We start from the raw sequence: 16476 nt of genomic DNA on the forward strand, positions 1-16476 counted from the left end.
GGCGACGAACCCGACCGTGCGGCCCTCGATCCGGCCGAAGCCGGTCATGATGTTGCGGGCATAGGCCGCCTGGATCTCGAAGAAGTCGCCCTCGTCGACCACCCGGCGGATCAGCTCGCCCATGTCGTAGGGCTTGTTCGGGTTGTCGGGGATCAGGGTGTCCAGCGACATGTCGAGCCGGTCGACATCGTCGAAGCTCTCGATCTCCGGCACACCCTCGATGTTGTTGGCCGGCAGGAAATCGAGCAGGCGGCGGATCTGCAGGATCGCCTCCACGTCGTTCTCGAACGCGCCGTCCGCGATGGAGGATTTGGTGGTGTGGACCTTGGCGCCGCCGAGCTCCTCCGCGGTCACGACCTCGTTGGTGACGGTCTTCACCACGTCCGGGCCGGTCACGAACATGTAGCTCGTGTCGCGGACCATGAAGATGAAGTCGGTCATGGCCGGCGAGTAGACGTCGCCGCCCGCGCACGGGCCCATGATCACCGAGATCTGCGGGATCACGCCCGAGGCCATGACGTTGCGGCGGAAGACCTCGCCGTAGCCGCCGAGCGCCGCAACGCCCTCCTGGATGCGCGCGCCGCCGGCATCGAAGATGCCGATGATCGGGGCGCGCATCTTCAGCGCCATGTCCTGAACCTTCACGATCTTCTGAGCGTGCGCCTCCGACAGGGAGCCGCCGAATACCGTGAAGTCCTTCGAGAACAGGAAGACCGTGCGGCCGTTGATCGTGCCCCAGCCGGTGACGACGCCGTCGCCGGGGATCTTCTGCTTCTCCATGCCGAAATCGGTGGAGCGGTGCTGCACGAACATGTCGAATTCCTCGAACGACCCGTGGTCGAGGAGGAGTTCGATCCGCTCGCGCGCCGTGAGCTTGCCGCGCTTGTGCTGGGCCTCGACGCGCTTCTCGCCGCCGCCCAGGCGCGCCTGGGCCCGCCGCTCCGCGAGCTTGTCGAGGATGTCCTTCATGGCTGTTCCCGCCCTTACCCTGCTCGTGCCGCCTTGCCCGGTTGATGCCGGGTCGAAGCTTGTGCGTTCACCGATCCAGCGGCCTTAGCACGGGCTTTTCGGGTGGCAAACCGACGCGAATGTCTCGCGCGTCGGACCTTCGGGGGAGGAGAGAGAATGGTGGACGGTGCAGGGATCGAACCTGCGACCTTTCCCGTGTGAAGGGAACGCACTACCGCTGTGCTAACCGTCCGTGCCACCGAGGGTCGAACCCCACAGGCGGAACCAACGCGGTCGACGGCGCCAGGAACAGGCGGCGACCGGATGTCGGGCCTTCTAGGGCGTGGCGACCCGAAACGTCAAGCACCACGCGCGAGGTTGACAAGACCAGCGCTGCGATGCGCTGTGGCCCCATGCACGAGGAGCAAGCGGGCGACAGGCCCGACAGTGACGTGACGGGGGAGAACGGTGCGCGGGCTGCGAGGCCCCGCGTCGCGATCACGTACTGCACCCAGTGCAACTGGCTGCTGCGCTCCGCCTGGATGGCCCAGGAACTGCTCTCGACCTTCCGCGACGATCTGGGTGAAGTCGCCCTCGTGCCCGCCACCGGCGGTGCGTTCCGGATCGAGATCGCCGGCGTGCTCTTGTGGGAGCGGGTCCGCGACGGCGGGTTTCCGGATGTGAAAGCCCTCAAGCAGCGGGTGCGCGACCACCTCGACCCGGAGCGCGATCTCGGCCATATCGACCGGTCATGAAGCGAGGGAACGGCGAGGAGCCCGCGGGGCACCGCGTGCCGGGGACGGGCGCCGCTTGAGCCCGGAGCAGGAGGCCGAGGGCGTGAACCTCCCGGCGGTCCTTCCCGCGCGCCGGTCGTGGCTGTCGCGTCGGCTTCACCGGTTCGGGCAGAACGGCTTCTCGACTCAGGTCTACCTGATCGCCCTGGTGATCGCCCTGATCGGCCCGGGGCTGCTGTTCACCGGCATCCTGCTGATGCGCTACGCCTCGGCCGAGCGCGCCCGATTCGAGCAGGATGCGCGCGAAAATGTGCGCGGCATCGGCCTGTCGCTGGACCGGGACACCGCCGGTCTGGTCTCGGTACTGCAGACGCTGGCGACCTCGCCGCGGATCCGGCAGAGCGATTTCGAGGCGTTCGATGCCCAGGCGCGCCTCGTGCGGGAATCGATCGACCTCGACGTGCTGCTGCGGCGGCCCAACGGGCAGGAGGTCGTGAATACCGGCGTGCCGCGCAGCGCGCCGCTGCCGATGATGCCACTGCCGTTCGATCCGGAACTGACGCAGGGCGCCCAGCGCGCGATGGTGAGCGGCTACATCCCGGGCCCGACGCCGAACGAGGCGACCTACGCGGTCGGCGTGCCGGTGATCATCGACGGCGAGGTCGCGTACATCCTTAGCTTCACCGTGCCGCTGGCGCGCCTCCAGGGCATCCTGTCCCGCGAGGTGGTGCCCGGCTGGACCACCGGCATCTCGGACCGGAACGGCTTCGTCCTCGCCCGCCTGCCGGACCCGGAAGCCGTCGTCGGCAAGCCGCGGCTCGCGAGCCTGCGCCAGGTGCAGACGGCGACGCCGGGCGTCTGGGAGGGCCAGGACCGCCAGCACAAGCCGGTGGTGGTCATCGAGGCGCGCTCGCGTCTCACCGGCTGGATGGTCGCCACCAGTATCCCGCAGGCCCTGGTCGATGCGCGGGTGCGCCGGTGGATCTGGGCGTTCGCGGGCTTCGGCCTGCTGGTGCTCGCCACCTCGTCGGTGCTGGCGGTGAACCTCTGGTCCCGGGTCTCGCGCCCGCTCCGGCTGCTGGCGGCCTCCGGGCCGGCGCTTTCGCGGGGCGAGGCGATCCCCCGGGTGCCGTCTCCGGTCCACGAGATCCGGCGGCTCGGAGCGGTGCTGTCCGATGCGTCCGTGCGGCTGCGCACCCGCGAGGCGGAGCGCGACCGGGCGCTCGCCGACACCCGGCGCGGCCTGACCGCGCTCAGCGAGAGCGAGGCCCGGTTCCGCCACATGGCCGATTCGGCGCCGGCGCTGATCTGGATGACCGACGAGAGCGGGGGCGTCAGCTTCGCGAACCTCCACTTCGAGCACATGTTCGGGATCCCGGCAGCCCAGCTCACCAATGAGGGGTGGGAGCGGATCGTCCACGCGGACGATCTGGAGGGTTTCCGGGCGGCCTTCACCGAGGCCTTCGAGGCCCGCGCGCCGTTCCGCGCCGAGGTCCGGGTGATCGACCGGAGCCAGGCGGTGCGCTGGCTGCGCTGCGAGGGCGTGCCGCGCCTCGACGACGATCAGAACTTCCTCGGCTATACCGGCTGCAACATCGACATCACCGACGCGAAATTCGCCGAGGAGCACCTGCTCCTCCTGATCCATGAGCTGAACCACCGGGTGAAGAACACCCTCGCGACGGTGCAGTCGATCGCCGGCCAGTCCCTGCGCAATCTCGAGGGCCCCGAGGCGGACGCGGCCCGAGCGGCGTTCGAGGCACGCCTCCTGGCACTCGCCCGTGTCCACGACGTCCTCACCCGCGAAAGCTGGGAGGGTGCCGAACTGTCGGCCGTGGTGGCGGACGCGATCCGTCCACTCGAATCGGGCGACGGCCATGCCTCCCGCTTCGAGGTTATCGGCCCGGCCCTGCGCCTGCCGCCGCGGCTCGCCCTGTCGATCGCCATGGCGTTGCACGAGCTCGGCACCAACGCGGTGAAGTACGGGGCCCTCTCGGTCGAAGGCGGCACGGTGGAGATCGCCTGGACCGTGCGGCGCGAGGCGGAGATCCGGCTGCACCTGCGCTGGGCCGAACGGGGTGGCCCGCCGGTGACGAAGCCGACCCGCACCGGCTTCGGCTCCCGCCTGATCGAGCGCAGCCTCGCCCGCGAGCTGGCCGGCGAGGTGACGCTGACCTACGAGGAGACCGGCGTGATCTGCACGATCGACGCTCCGGTCCCGCCGCCGGGCCTCCTCGAGCGCAAGAGCGCCGCCGCGCCAACCCGGATCGCGCCGCTGCCGCTGGTAGGGTAGGGGCGCCCAGCCGTGATCCGAGAGCCATGCACGGCGGGACGTAGGCTCGATCAGTGCCGATCGAAGCGGCGGGCACTCTGCGCGTCCCGCTGAGCGTTGACGTAGGCGTTTTGCTCTCGCCGAGCTCGCTCGCTATCGCGCTGCGCCTGCTGGCGGGCAAACTCGAGTTGCTGGCGCTGGTTGGACTCGATGTCCTTCAGGATGTTGAGTTCGCGTTGCGTTTGGAAATCATCAGCCGCGGCAGGATTGATCACTGATACGACCAGCACGACAATACAGGCGATCATGCGCATAGGTAATACTTCCTAAAGCGATCGATCCACCTCTCGCCATTGGTATCGCATCGGCCATAGATCGAACATGACTGGCGTGATGCGCGGTATCCACTGACATATTTGGCGGATCGGCTCAATTTTAGGGGCCTACCGAATGAATATGCTCTGAGTGATCGCCAATGACGTTGTTAAGCTTCGCTTTGAATTCTGTCGTGATGCCAACGCAAGCCGGCTGTTCAGATGCCTCTGCGGTCTCACGATGAGCGGGGCGGATTCGATCCGCCGCCTCAGTGATACGGATCGGCCGCGTCCCGCAGTCCGTCGCCCATGAAGTTGAAGGCCAGCACCGTCACCAGCACCGGCAGCACCGGCAGCAGCAACCAGGGATAGAGCTGCACCGCCGCCAGATTCTGCGCTTCGTTGAGCAGGACGCCCCAGCTCGTCACCGGCGGCCGGAGGCCGAGCCCGAGGAACGACAGGGCGGTCTCGCCCAGGATCATGGTCGGGATCGACAGGGTCGCCGAGGCGATCAGGTGGCTCATGAAGTTGGGGATCAGGTGCCGGCCGATAACCCGGGCGGGCGAGGCGCCCATCAGCTCGGCGGCCTGGACGAAATCCTCTTCTCGCAAGGCCAGGAGTTTGCCGCGTACCGCCCGGGCGAGACCCGGCCAATCGAGCAGGCCGAGGATCACGGTGATGCCGAGGAAGACCAGCAGCGGGCTCCAGTTTGCCGGCAAAGCCGCCGACAGGGCGAGCCAGAGCGGCAGCTCGGGCAGGGAGCGCACCACCTCGATCAGGCGCTGCACCCCGGCATCGACGATCCCCCCGAAATAGCCCGCAATGCCGCCGAACAGCATGCCGAGCGTGAACGAGATCGCCACGCCCACGAGCCCGATGGTGAGGGAGATCCGCGCCCCGTAGATCATGCGGGAGAAGAGGTCGCGCCCGAGCCGGTCTGTTCCGAGCAGGAACAGGGTGCCGTCCTCCGGCGGGCAGACGACGTGCAGATCCGTGGGGATCAGCCCGAGCCAGACATAGCCGTCGCCGCGGCAGAGGAAGCGCAGGGGCTGAGGCCGCGCGGCATCGACCACGTAGTCCCGTCGGAACGTGTCGAGGTCGAGATGGGCCCGGTAGGGATACACGAACGGCCCGATGAGGCGCCCGTCATGGAACAGGTGCACGCCCTGGGGCGGAGCATGCAGGAAGTCGCCGTTGCGCCGGGCCTGGCCGTAGGGGGCCAGCATCTCCACGAACGGCACCGTCGCGTAGAGCGCCAGCAGGATCAGCGCCGAGGCCACGGCGATCCGGTGGCGCAGGAACTTGCGGATGATCAGCCGCCAGGCCGAGGCGCTGCCCGTGGGATCCTCGCCGAGCGCCTGCGGCTCGAACGGCGCCGGATCGACGAAATGGCCTCGGGCCGTCTCTGGCATCATGGGGATTGTCACCGCGCGCCCATGCGGATGCGCGGATCGAGCCAGACCAGGATGAGGTCGGAGATCAGCATGCCGACCAGCGTGAGGCCCGCGACGAACATCAGGATGAACCCGGCCATGAACTGGTCCTGGCTGCGCAGGGCGTCGAGCAGCAGCGGCCCCACGGTCGGCAGGCTCAGCACCAGGGAGACCAGCACCGAACCCGAGACGAGGTGGGGCAGCAGGTTGCCGATATCGGCCACGAACGGGTTCAGCGACATCCGGAATGGGTATTTGAGCAGCGCCCGCATCGGCGGCAGGCCCTTGGCGCGGGCCGTGACCGTGTAGGGCTTGGCGAGCTCGTCGAGGAGATTCGCCCGCATCCGCCGGATCATGGCGGCGGTGCCGCCTAGCCCGATCACCAGGGTCGGCACCACAAGATGCGCCAGGAGCGAGCGGATCTTGGGCCACTCCCAGGGCTGGTTGGTCAGCGCCGAATCGTAGAGGCCGCCGATCGACAGGTCGAACCAGCGGTTGGCGTAGAACAGCAGGATCAGCGCCAGCAGGAAGCCCGGGACGGCGAGGCCGACATAGCCGAGCAGGGTCACCACCGCGTCGCCGAACGTGTGCCGGTGGGTCGCCGAATAGATCGCCGCAGGGATCGCCACCACGTGGACGAACACCACCGCGGTCAGGTTGATCAGCAGCGTCAGCCACAGGGCATCGCCGACGACATCGGCCACCGGCTTGTCGTACTCGAACGACCAGCCCCAATCACCCTGAAGCAGCCCCGAGAAGCCGACCGGGCCGGGCATCAGGCCGATCCACATCAGGTATTGCTGCCAGACCGGCCGGTCGAGGCCGTATTGGCGGATGAGCAATTCGGCCTTGGCCACCGAGCCCGCCTCGCCGGTGGCGCGCAGTTCCATGATCCGGTTGGTAAGGTAATCACCCGGCGGCAGCTTGATGATGAAGAACACCAGCGCCGAGATGACGAGGAGCGTCAGCGCCATGGTGACGACGCGGCGGAGGATCGCGACGATCACCGGGCCTCCGCGCGCGCATCGGCGGCCTTGTCCCAGAACACCTCGTCGAGGCGCTGCACGCCGATCAGCGCGGTGGGATCCCAGGAATACAGGGCGCGCGCGGGCAGGTTGACCAGCCGGTCGGCCCCGACCACCGGCTGGAGCGCACCCGCCACCGTGCCGATCACCCAGGTATTCTGCGCGTGGTTCATCAGCATCTCGCGCCAGATCGCAGCTTGTTTCTCGGCATCGTCGGTATGGCGCCATTGCCGGTCGAGTTCGAGGAGATGCTGCACCTCCGGGACGTCGCAGGCCTCTCCGGACTTGCCGCGGCTCTCGACATGGGCGCTCCAGAGCGGCCACGCATAATGCTCGGGCTGGGCCGGGCTCAGCTCGGTCGGCGGCATGATCGCGGTCGGCACCGCGAGGTCGAGGCCCTGGGCGGCGACCATCACGGTCATGCCGGCCACCGAGCGGCGATGGAGGTTCGTCCGTTCCTGCGGCTTGGTGACGAGGCGGATGCCGATCTCACGCCAGAACTCGGTGATGAGCAGCAGCGCGTCGAGCACCATCTCGGCCTCGCCGTCGCTGTCGACCACCAGCTCCATCGGACGTCCGTCCGGCATCAGGCGGATGCCGGAGCCGTCGCGCCCGGTCAGCCCCACCGCGTCGAGGAGGCGCGTCGCCTGGGCCGGGTCGTAGCCCGCATGCAGCGTGCGCAGTTCCGGCGAGAAGAGCGGGCTGTCGGAGACGATCGTGTCGTTGCCTTCAACGCCGAGGCCGAACAACAGCGTGTTGTTGAGCGTGCGTCGATCGATGGCCAGCGACAGGGCCTGGCGGTAGCGCACGTCCCGGTTCAGCGCCCGCCAGCCGGGATCCCGGGTGGTGAGGTTCGGATAGAGGGCGATCTCGGAGCCCCGTGCCACCGGCCACAGGTTGGTGCGGTAGCGATGCGCCTTCTCGCCCTCCTTGAGGCTCGGAATGTCGGGCATCGACAGGCCGCGGAACATCAGGTCGGCCTCGCCGGCATTGGTCTTGGCAACCAGCAGCCCCTGGGAAGCGACATCCATCACGATCGTGTCGACGTAGGGCAGCTGGGTCCCGGCGGTGTCGACCCGATGATAGCTGCGGTTGCGCTCGAACCGGAAGCGTGTCGCCGGCGAGCGGGTCTTCGGCACCCAGCCCTGAAGGGTCGGGCAATCGGGATTGTTCAGCTCGTAATTGTCGTCGAGGCGGTTGTGCAGGGCCGCCCAGCCGCGCAGCTTGAGCGCCTTGGCCTTCGCGTCGGCCGCTTCCTTGCCGAGATAGCGGGCATGGACCGTCTTGAGGTAGTGCGCCGGCCGGTAGATCAGCGGATCCCGGGGCGCGGCGAGCGCCGGCAGGAACATCGGGTTCGGCCGGTCCCAGCTGTAGCGGATCGTTATCGGGTCGAGGAACTCGACCTTGGGCGGCTTGCCGTCCACCAGGAAGAAGGCCGGCGGCCCCTCGGGGCTCAGCGCCTTCTCGTTGGCGACGTCCTCCCAATAGTAGCGGAAATCCTCGCTGGTGAACGGGTGACCGTCCGACCAGCGATGGCCCTGGCGCAGCGTGAAGGTGAAGACTCCACCGGCGACATCGACCCGTTCGAGCAGGTCCGGCCGCAGCTGCAGCGTGGCATCGTAGCCGACCAGCCGCGTGTAGCCGTAGACCGACAGGTAGCGGACATCCCGGGCCTTGGCGATCAGGGTGCGGATCGTCCCGCCGGCGGTCCCGGTGCGGCGGCCCCGGGCGGCGAGGTCGATCACGAAAGGTTTTTCCGGCGGTGCGGGGGCGTCGGCCGGTGGCGTGTCGGCAAGCGCGTTGCGCGGACGATAGAGCAGGGCGGCGGCGCCGAGGCCGGCGATCAGGGCGCGCCGGGAGACGCCGGTTTCCCTCCCCCCTCTGCGGGGGAGGGTACCCTGCGGAGCCGGGGGAGAGAGGGGAGCGACGGTGCAGGATAGGGCTTCGCCCGTGACGGCGGTCGCGCCTTCTCCTGAGCGCCGGTGCCCCTCTCCCGACCGCTGCTCACGCAGGGGCCACCCTCCCCCACAGAGGAGGGGAGAGGGGAAAGCGTCGTGCCTGTCAGCCCCGCTCACGACCCGTCCCCCGCAGGATGCAGCGCCACATAGGTCAGCCGCGCCGGCGAATAGCCCGTGGCCCGGTGGAGATCGTCGAAGGCGTGCGCCCGGGCGATCAGGCCGGCCGCCTGCCGCACCAGCGCGTCGTCGGCCGGCTGCTCGAAGTGCCGGCCGTTGCGGGTCCAGCGGATCGGCTCGTGGCTGTGCGCGGGGCCGGTGATCATCGCGATGGTCGGATGCGCCGGGCCGCCATGAGCGTGGATCCGGTGGCCGGCGGCGTCGTCGTCGAACACCAGGCGCGTCAGGCCGCGGGCGTGGGCCTCCACGACCCGGCGCCCCTGGGCGACGTGATCGTCGAAGAACGCCACTGTGCGAGTTGGATCGATGCCGGACCAGTCGGCTGTGGACCAATCGGCGGTGCTGTAGCGGGCCTGGGGGTCGCGGTATTGCAGGCCGGACAGGTCGGGATCGTGGCAGAAAATCTTTGCGGAAGGCCGGGCCATGCGGATCACCCAGGTGGTGAGCCCGCGAAACACGCCTGATTCAATCACGAAATCCGGCTTCAGGGCCCGCATCGCGACGTAGAGCTGCAGCGCGCCGTTGAAGCCGCTGCCGCCCCGGCGCTGGCGGACCGGGGCGGTGGGGATCAAGTCCCAGAAGTCCCGCGCGCTCTCCACGAGATCGCCGTCCGGCGTCAGGCCGGAGGCCGAAAAATCCCGCTCCAGGATCGCGGCTGCGGATTCGAGCAGGGTGGTCACCTCCCGCGGCGAGGTCGGCCGGTGGCTCCAGTCGGGGGCGGCGGGCACGAGGTCGTAGCCGAGGCGGTCGAACAGGGGCGACAGAACCTTTCGGCGCAGGCGTTCCAGCATCACGGGCGGGCGCGGCTGCATCAGGCGGCCTCCGCGTCCTGCACGGTCGAGAACCGGACCCGGTGGCCCGGCTCGATCGCCCGCATGACCCCGGCCTCGTCCGGAGCGAGCCGGTAGGGCGCCGCCCAGCGGCTCGGGTCGTTCTGGTCGCCGGTGATCGCGGCGAAATCCAGCGGGTGGTCGAGGCTCGGGTCCGGCACGGCGGCGAGCAGCGCCTGGGTGTAGGGATGGACCGGGCGGCGGAACAGGGCGGCGTGCGGCGCTTCCTCGACGATCCGGCCCCGGCACATCACGCTGATCGTATCCGCCATGTAGTCGATCACTGCCAGGTTGTGGGAGACGATCAGGTAGGACAGGCCGAGGGCCGCTTGCAAATCCTTGAGCAGGTTCAGGATCTGCGCCTGCACCGAAACGTCGAGCGCCGAGACCGGCTCGTCCAGCACCAGCAGACGGGGGCGCGGGGCTAGGGCCCGGGCGATGCCGATCCGCTGGCGCTGTCCGCCCGAGAAGGCGTGCGGGTAACGGCCGAGACCGCTCGCCTCCAGCCCGACCATCGCCATCAGCTCCCGACAGCGGGCGCGCCGCTCGGGGGCGGGGATACCGTGGATCTCCATCGGCTCGGACAGGATCTGGCGCACGGTCATGCGCGGATCCAGCGACGCGTAGGGGTCCTGGAACACGAACTGCACCGTGCGTTGGTAGGCGAACAGGGCGTCACCCGTCAGCCCGTGAACGTCCCGCGCGCCGCTGCCGTCGTCGAACAGAATTCTCCCGGAATCCGGCTCGAGCGCCCGCATGATTATCTTCGAGACGGTGGTCTTGCCGGAGCCGGATTCACCCACCAGCCCCAGGGTCTCCCCGGCCGCCAGGCTCAGCGACACCTCGGAGACGGCCTGGACGATCTTCGGCTTCTGCCACAGGCGGCCCGACCGGAGCGTGTAGCGCTTGCTGACGTTCTCGACCCGCAGCAGCGGCCCCGCGGGCTTCTCCCGCGGCTGAACCGGGGGGATCTCCGCGCGGGCCGGGCGGATCGGGGTGAGACGCTCGCCCGGGGCCATGTCGAACCGCGGCACCGCGTGAAGCAGCGCCTTCAGATAGGCGTGGCCGGGCGCACGCATGACGGTGTCGCGGGGACCGGCCTCGACCAGCCGACCGCGGTAGAGCACGGCGACGTCGTGAGCGATGTTGGCGACCACCCCGAGATCGTGGGTGATCAGCAGGATCGCCATGCCGGTCTCGTCCTGGAGCCGTGCCAGCAGGGCAAGGATCTGCGCCTGGGTGGTGACATCGAGCGCGGTGGTCGGCTCGTCGGCGACCAGAAGGGCCGGCTTCAGGATCAGCGCCATGGCGATCATGGCGCGCTGGCGCAGGCCGCCGGAGAGTTCGAACGGATAGGTCTTCAAGGCGCGCTTCGGATCCGGGAAGCCGACCCGGGCCAGGGCCTCCTGCGTGCGGGCATCGGCCTCCCGCCGGTCGGCACCGGTATGGATGCGCAGGGCCTCGCCGATCTGGTCGCCGATCGTATGGAGCGGCGACAGGCAGGTCATCGGCTCCTGGAAGATCATCGCGATCCGCTGCCCGCGGATCGCCCGCATCGCCGAGCCCTCGGTGTCCAGCCGGGCGATATCGGTGCCTTCCGACGTGTCGCGGAACAGGATCTTTCCACGGGTGATCGACGCGGCGACAGGCAGGATGCCCATGATCGCCTGCGCGGTCACCGACTTGCCCGAGCCGGATTCGCCGACCAGCGCCAGGGTGCGCCCGCGCATCACGTCGAGGGACAGTCCGTGCAACGCCTCGAACGGTCCGGTCTCCGTGCGGAACGCGACAGCCAGGTCGCGGATGGACAGAAGCGAGCTCAACCGTTCCTCGCAGCGGGGGAGACCGAAAGATTAGATCCCGCTGCGCCGGTTTCCACTGTGGGGCCGAGGAATAGGCGTCGCGGATCCAAACATGTCACGGCCGGATGTCCGCAGCACGTCTCGAGCAGGCCGGCGACGAAAGCCCAGAGCGCGGCGTCGTGGGCCAGGTGATGCGTCAGCAGGCCGATGGGCCGCGTCGGGTCGCGGGCGATGCCGGTGGCAATGTCCCGCAGCAAGGCTTCGGGATCGCGCAGCGACCGGGTACCGCGCCAGTCGATCGGATCCAGCGTCGCGTCCAGCCGGACCAAACCGGTGATCGCCGGCCCGGGCACGGAGGACAGCCCGCGATAGCCGAGCCCCGACAGGGCGGCGGCCAGATCCGGCGCGAGCCGGTTCCACGGCGGCACGAAGACCGGAAGCAGCGCCGCCTCCGGCAGCCGCTCCCGGGCGATCCGCAGGCCCGCCGCGGCATCCGCCATCAGCGCGTCGATCGGGCGATGCGCGCCGAACTCAGCGGGTTTCTCGCCGGGTGGGGCGTGGTTGTGATGGGCCAAACCGTGGACGGCGACGCGGACGGTCTTCTCTGCCGCGGCCAGCCGTTCTCCAAGGGATGGCTCGATCCGGGCTGGGATGGCGGCCAGCAGGAGCGGGACGGCATGCGTCTCGGCGAGATCGATCAGCCGGTCGAGGGCCGGGGAAGCCGCCACGGCATCGTCGTCCCGCCACCAGAACGGCACGCGCTGGCCGCAGGCGGCAAGGTCGTCGAGGGTTTTTCGTAGTGTGGTGAAGCCGAGATGCGCGCTTTCCCTCCCCCCTCTGCGGGGGAGGGTACCCTGCGCAGCAGGGGGGGAGAGGTGAGCGCCGTCTCCGGACAGGGCGTGCCGGGAGCCGAAACCCGCAGCGTCGCGCTGCCCCTCTCCCGACCCCCTTCGGGGGCCACCCTCCCCCGCAGAGGGGGGAGGGAAGTGCGCGTGTTGGACACCGATGTCTTGATCCGGCATGGCGGCAAGGCTCAGGGCCCACTGCGTGCCGCCCGCGACGCGCCCCCTCTCCCGCACGGGACAGGGGCCCTGCGCCACGTCCGGCACCGCCCGGCCCACCCCAAAAAAATCCTCCACGATTCCAACCGTCCGCGCCGCCCCGCCGAGATCGATCCCATGCCCCTCGGGCGGCTTGGCGCCGAGCTGGAAACCCACCGCTTGCAGGAGTGATGCCGCGGTGAGGTCCGCCTCCGGCAGAACCCGCGCGAGGCCACGTCCGGCCAGGCATTCCGCGCGCAGCCGCTGCTCGGTCTCGCCGCCGGCCTCGAACGGCACCAGCACCGCTTGGGTCGCGGTCGCCAGGAGGTCGATGGCGGTGTTGTAGCCGCACTGGCTCACCGACAGGGCCGCACCGGCGAGCAGGGTTCGGTAATCGGGGCGCGCCCGCGCGATCGTGCCCTCGGGCAGGCCGTGGCCGAGGGCCGCCAGATCGGCCTCCGGCACGCCGTGCCCGGCGAGGATCCGCCAGCCGAGCGACGGCTGCAGCCGGGCCGCCGCGGCGGCTGCTCGCAGCAGGCCGAGCCCCGCCGGCCCGGATCCGGCCGCGACCAGCACGCCGCTGCGCGCGGCCGCCGGAACGGCAGCCGTGCCCTCATCGACATAGCCGGTGTACCGGATTTTTTGGGCGGTCCCGGCATCGAGGGGCCAGGAGGCGTCGAGGGGCACCAGGGCCGGGTCGCCGTGGACCAGCACGGCGTCGTAGAGCCGTGCCACCCGCTCATGCGCCTGCGCGATCCGCTCGGGCTTCGCGGAGGCGACGAGGATATCGCGCACGGAGGCCAGGACCAGCGGGCGCGGCCGGTGCACCCGCGCGGCGTCCACCAGGGCCAGGAACTCGGCGGCCAGCGCGCGGCGGCCGAACGGGAACAGCTCGGTGATCACCGCATCGGGGGCGAAATCCGCCAGGGCGTCCAGCAGAAGCGCGCGGCGCCGGGCGAACAAAGTCGCGTCGGCCGGGTGTCCGTCCGGCCCGAGCGGCCGCGAGAAATCGGTGCCGACGACGTGGAGCGGCGGCAGCTGCACCAGGCGCAGGCCCTCCGGCCGGACCATCGGCGCCGGCCGGCCGCCCGAGACCAGCAGCGCCTCGTGTCCCGCCGCCGCGAAGGCCCGCGCCAGGGCGGCGGCGCGGGTGAGATGGCCGGCCCCGAGGAGATGCGTGACCGCGATCAGGACGCGCACGCGGTGAGCTCCGGTTCCGCGGCCTCGGTGGGCGGGGGAAGGCCCGCCGAAGCCCGCAAGGCCGCCGCGATCAGGGTGACGGCGGCGGCGCGCGTGAGATGGCCGGCCCCGAGGAAATGCGTGACCGCGATTAGGACGCGCACGCGGTGCGCTCCGGGTCCGCGGCCTCGGTGGGCGGGGGAAGGCCCGCCGAAGCCCGCAAGGCCGCCGCGATCAGGGTGACGGCGGCGGCTTCGGAGAAGTCCTGCACGAGCCGCACCCGCGCCGCCGCACCGAGGCGCAGGCGCAGGGCCGGGTCCGCGGCGAGGCGGGCCAGGGCGTCGGCGAGGGCGGCGGGGTCGCCGGGGGCGACCAGGATGCCGTGCTCGCCGTCGGCGATGAATTCCGGTGTGCCCGCGAAGGCGGTGGCCAGCATCGGCCGCGCCTGGCTCGCAGCCTCCATCAGCACGTTGGGCAGCCCGTCCCGGTCCCCCCCCGGGGCGGGCTTGGTCGGCAGCACGAACAGGTCGGCCGCGCGCATCGCCGCGACCACCTCCGGCTGCGCCAGGGCACCCCGGAAGGCGATTCGCTCGGACAAGCCCCGCTCGCGAACGCGCGCCTCCAGAACGCCGCGCAGCGCGCCGCCGCCGATCAGGTCGAGACGCCAATGCAGGCTGGGGGGCAGGGCAGCCAGCGCGTCGATCAGGTCGTCATGGCCCTTCTTGGCGACCAGGCGGCCGACGCAGAGCAGCCGCAGCGGCGCGCCCGGATCGGTCCCGTCCCGGGGCTCGCGCGGCGGCGGCGGGGCGGGGAACCGGGCGAGGTCGAGGCCGTGATAGGCGAGCCGCGTCCGGCCCGGCGCCAGGGCTTCGAGGCGGGCGAGCCCATCGCGGGTGCAGGTCACCCCCCAGGCCGCATCGCGCAGCTTTTCGGAGAGCTCCCAGGCCGGCGTCGTCCAGATGTCCTTGGCGTGCGCCGAAAAGCTCCAGCGGCGCCCGGTGAGCAGCGCGGCGTAGCGGGCGACGCTGGCCGGCGTGTGCAGGAAATGCACGTGGATATGGCTGACCTCGGGCGCCAGCTCGCGGGCGAGCACCAGCGCCTGCCCGAGGCGGCGCAGGCGCGATGCGGTGGGATCGCGCCACAGATCGCGCGCGAACAGGGCGAGCAAGGCCGGCAGGCGCGGCCGCCGCAGGGCGGCGCCGAGGCCGCGCAGCACCCGCAGGGGCGCGTCGCGGAGATATTCGGGCAGGTAGGCGGCGGGCGCCTGGATCGCCGCGTGCATCGGGTGGCGGGCCCGGTCGGTCGGCCGGCGCAGGGACCAGATCTCCAGGGGCAGGCCGCGCCGCTCCAGGGCCAGCAGCTCCTGGGCGATGAAGGTCTCGGACAGGCGCGGATAGCCCTTCAGCACCACCGCGATACGCTGATGCGTCACGAGATGGCCCGCGCGCGGATGCCCATCCTGCCTTGGCCGGCCAGCACCCGTACCCGGCGGGCGACCGCGTCGAGCCCGTCGAGCAGGCCGGGCACCAAGACCCGCGACGGTGCACTCTGGTCGGGCAGGGCGCGGAGCGCCGCGGCCATGCGGGCGGGGGCGCGGCCATCGGCCTCCAGCAGAACCCGGGCGAGGCCGAGCTGCTCGGCCGCCAGCGCCCGGATCGCCTGCTCCCGACGCGGCTCGGTCCGCGGCACCAGGATCGCCCGCAGATCGAAGGACAGGATCTCGCAGAAGGTGTTGTAGCCGCCCATCGCCACGACCCCGGCCGCCTTGCGCATCAGGAACTCGATCTGGCTGTCGAAGGTGATCGCCGCGATCCTGCCCCCGAGCCGGTCGATCCGGGCGGTGAAGCCGTCGCGGGTGGCATCATCGAGGAACGGGCCGAAGGCGATCAGCGCGGGCAGGGGGATGCCGGGATCGGTCTCGTAGGCGGCGATCACCCAGTCGATCAGCGCGGCGCCGTCGCCGCCGCCGCCGGGCGTGACCAGCACGAACGGCCCCCGGGCGATGGCGGGTTCCTCACGGCCCGCGCGCATTTCCGGGACCTCCCGGCGAAGATAGCCTGTATAGATTAGCCGCAAGGCGATCCGCGCCGCCATGTCGGGCTCCATCGGCAAGGCAGCGAGCGGCTCGTGGATGCGGCTGAGGCCGTAGACCCAGATCTCGTCGTAGAACCGCGCCATGGTCTCGGCGGCGCCCTTGCGCTCCCATTCGGGCACGAGGCGGTCGGCATCGTCGAGCACGTCGCGCAGGCCCAGCACCAGGCGGGTGCCCCGGGCGGAAGCGGCTTCCAGCACCGGCATCAGCTCGCCCTGGAACCCGGCCGGTTCCTTGTCGACCAGGATCAGGTCGGGGGCGAAGCTGGCATCGGTCCGGGTGATGATCGCGGCGCGCTGCTCGACCGTGCGCGCGAGCGGCGTGGCGTTGTCGAGGCTGGCATAATTGCCGTCCGCGAACTTGGTCACCGGCGGCAACCGCACGGTGTAGACCCCCGATGCGAAGGCGTAGCGGTCAATCACCGGCGAGCCGGAGATGATCATCGCCCGCGCACCGCGGTTCGATGCCACGATCGCGTTCGCGATCGCCCGCGAACGCCTCAGGTGGCCGAGCCCGAACGTATCGTGGCTGTAGATCAGGACGCGCGGGGCGGGGGAGGCGTCGTCCGCTCGCATCGTCATCGCCGCCCCCGTTGACGGCGCGAATGTCGCAGCCGCGCCCCTCTCGCACAACCCGCGCCGTTGGGCAAACCGCACGTTAACGGCGCCGGAA

13 protein-coding genes and 1 tRNA gene are annotated in these 16476 nt (G+C 70.5%); 2 read left to right on the top strand and 12 right to left on the bottom strand.

From position 1 onward, the window contains the following. Positions 1 to 969 (bottom strand): acyl-CoA carboxylase subunit beta (locus MKK65_RS14140; protein WP_279596712.1); only part of this gene is annotated, 969 nt, incomplete at its 3' end. 157 nt (positions 970 to 1126) lie between these two features. Beyond that, a tRNA-Val gene (locus tag MKK65_RS14145) sits at positions 1127 to 1201 on the bottom strand. Positions 1202 to 1361: 160 nt separating this feature from the next. Between MKK65_RS14145 and MKK65_RS14150 the strand changes: the two genes are divergently transcribed. Together MKK65_RS14150 and MKK65_RS14155 are read left to right on the top strand one after the other, a co-directional pair. Further along, positions 1362 to 1703, top strand: a complete 342-nt coding sequence (locus MKK65_RS14150) for a SelT/SelW/SelH family protein (RefSeq protein ID WP_243958360.1) — start codon at positions 1362 to 1364, stop codon at positions 1701 to 1703. 82 nt (positions 1704 to 1785) lie between these two features. Further along, positions 1786 to 3975: a sensor histidine kinase gene (locus MKK65_RS14155; protein WP_243958562.1), complete on the top strand. Its 2190-nt coding sequence runs from the start codon at positions 1786 to 1788 to the stop codon at positions 3973 to 3975. A 50-nt stretch (positions 3976 to 4025) separates the two neighbouring features. Here the strand turns inward: MKK65_RS14155 and MKK65_RS14160 are convergent, their stop codons facing one another. The 10 genes from MKK65_RS14160 to MKK65_RS14205 all read right to left on the bottom strand — a co-directional run bounded on the left by MKK65_RS14160 (position 4026) and on the right by MKK65_RS14205 (position 16379). Further along, on the bottom strand, positions 4026 to 4268 hold the full coding sequence (locus tag MKK65_RS14160; protein WP_152997613.1) for a hypothetical protein: 243 nt from the start codon (positions 4266 to 4268) through the stop codon (positions 4026 to 4028). A 269-nt stretch (positions 4269 to 4537) separates the two neighbouring features. After that, the gene (locus tag MKK65_RS14165; RefSeq protein ID WP_243958564.1) at positions 4538 to 5680 is read right to left on the bottom strand and encodes an ABC transporter permease; all 1143 of its coding nucleotides are present in this window, start codon (positions 5678 to 5680) and stop codon (positions 4538 to 4540) included. A gap of 11 nt (positions 5681 to 5691) precedes the next feature. Beyond that, positions 5692 to 6708 carry an ABC transporter permease gene (locus MKK65_RS14170; protein WP_058194378.1) on the bottom strand — a complete coding sequence of 339 codons (1017 nt, stop codon included), beginning with the start codon at positions 6706 to 6708 and terminating at the stop codon, positions 5692 to 5694. Beyond that, the gene (locus MKK65_RS14175) at positions 6705 to 8573 is read right to left on the bottom strand and encodes an ABC transporter substrate-binding protein (protein ID WP_279596720.1); all 1869 of its coding nucleotides are present in this window, start codon (positions 8571 to 8573) and stop codon (positions 6705 to 6707) included. The genes MKK65_RS14170 and MKK65_RS14175 overlap by 4 nt, the downstream gene beginning before the upstream one ends. Before the next feature lie 224 nt (positions 8574 to 8797). Beyond that, a complete protein-coding gene (locus MKK65_RS14180) occupies positions 8798 to 9673 on the bottom strand; it encodes a hypothetical protein (protein WP_243958364.1) in 876 nt (291 codons plus the stop codon). Next, positions 9673 to 11514, bottom strand: coding sequence for an ABC transporter ATP-binding protein (locus MKK65_RS14185; RefSeq protein ID WP_243958366.1), 1842 nt, complete (start codon positions 11512 to 11514; stop codon positions 9673 to 9675). The genes MKK65_RS14180 and MKK65_RS14185 overlap by 1 nt, the downstream gene beginning before the upstream one ends. Beyond that, positions 11511 to 13733, bottom strand: coding sequence for a glycosyltransferase (locus MKK65_RS14190; RefSeq protein ID WP_243958368.1), 2223 nt, complete (start codon positions 13731 to 13733; stop codon positions 11511 to 11513). The genes MKK65_RS14185 and MKK65_RS14190 overlap by 4 nt, the downstream gene beginning before the upstream one ends. Further along, complete coding sequence (locus MKK65_RS14195; protein ID WP_243958369.1) at positions 13721 to 13876, bottom strand: hypothetical protein; 156 nt, start codon at positions 13874 to 13876, stop codon at positions 13721 to 13723. Before MKK65_RS14195 ends, MKK65_RS14190 begins: the two co-directional genes overlap by 13 nt. Next, positions 13864 to 15144, bottom strand: a complete 1281-nt coding sequence (locus tag MKK65_RS14200) for a glycosyltransferase family 4 protein (protein ID WP_243958371.1) — start codon at positions 15142 to 15144, stop codon at positions 13864 to 13866. Before MKK65_RS14200 ends, MKK65_RS14195 begins: the two co-directional genes overlap by 13 nt. After that, positions 15141 to 16379, bottom strand: coding sequence for a glycosyltransferase family protein (locus MKK65_RS14205; protein WP_243958373.1), 1239 nt, complete (start codon positions 16377 to 16379; stop codon positions 15141 to 15143). The genes MKK65_RS14200 and MKK65_RS14205 overlap by 4 nt, the downstream gene beginning before the upstream one ends. Between the last annotated feature and the right edge of the window lie 97 nt (positions 16380 to 16476).

This window comes from Methylobacterium sp. J-001, assembly GCF_022829565.1.
Taxonomy (GTDB): domain Bacteria; phylum Pseudomonadota; class Alphaproteobacteria; order Rhizobiales; family Beijerinckiaceae; genus Methylobacterium.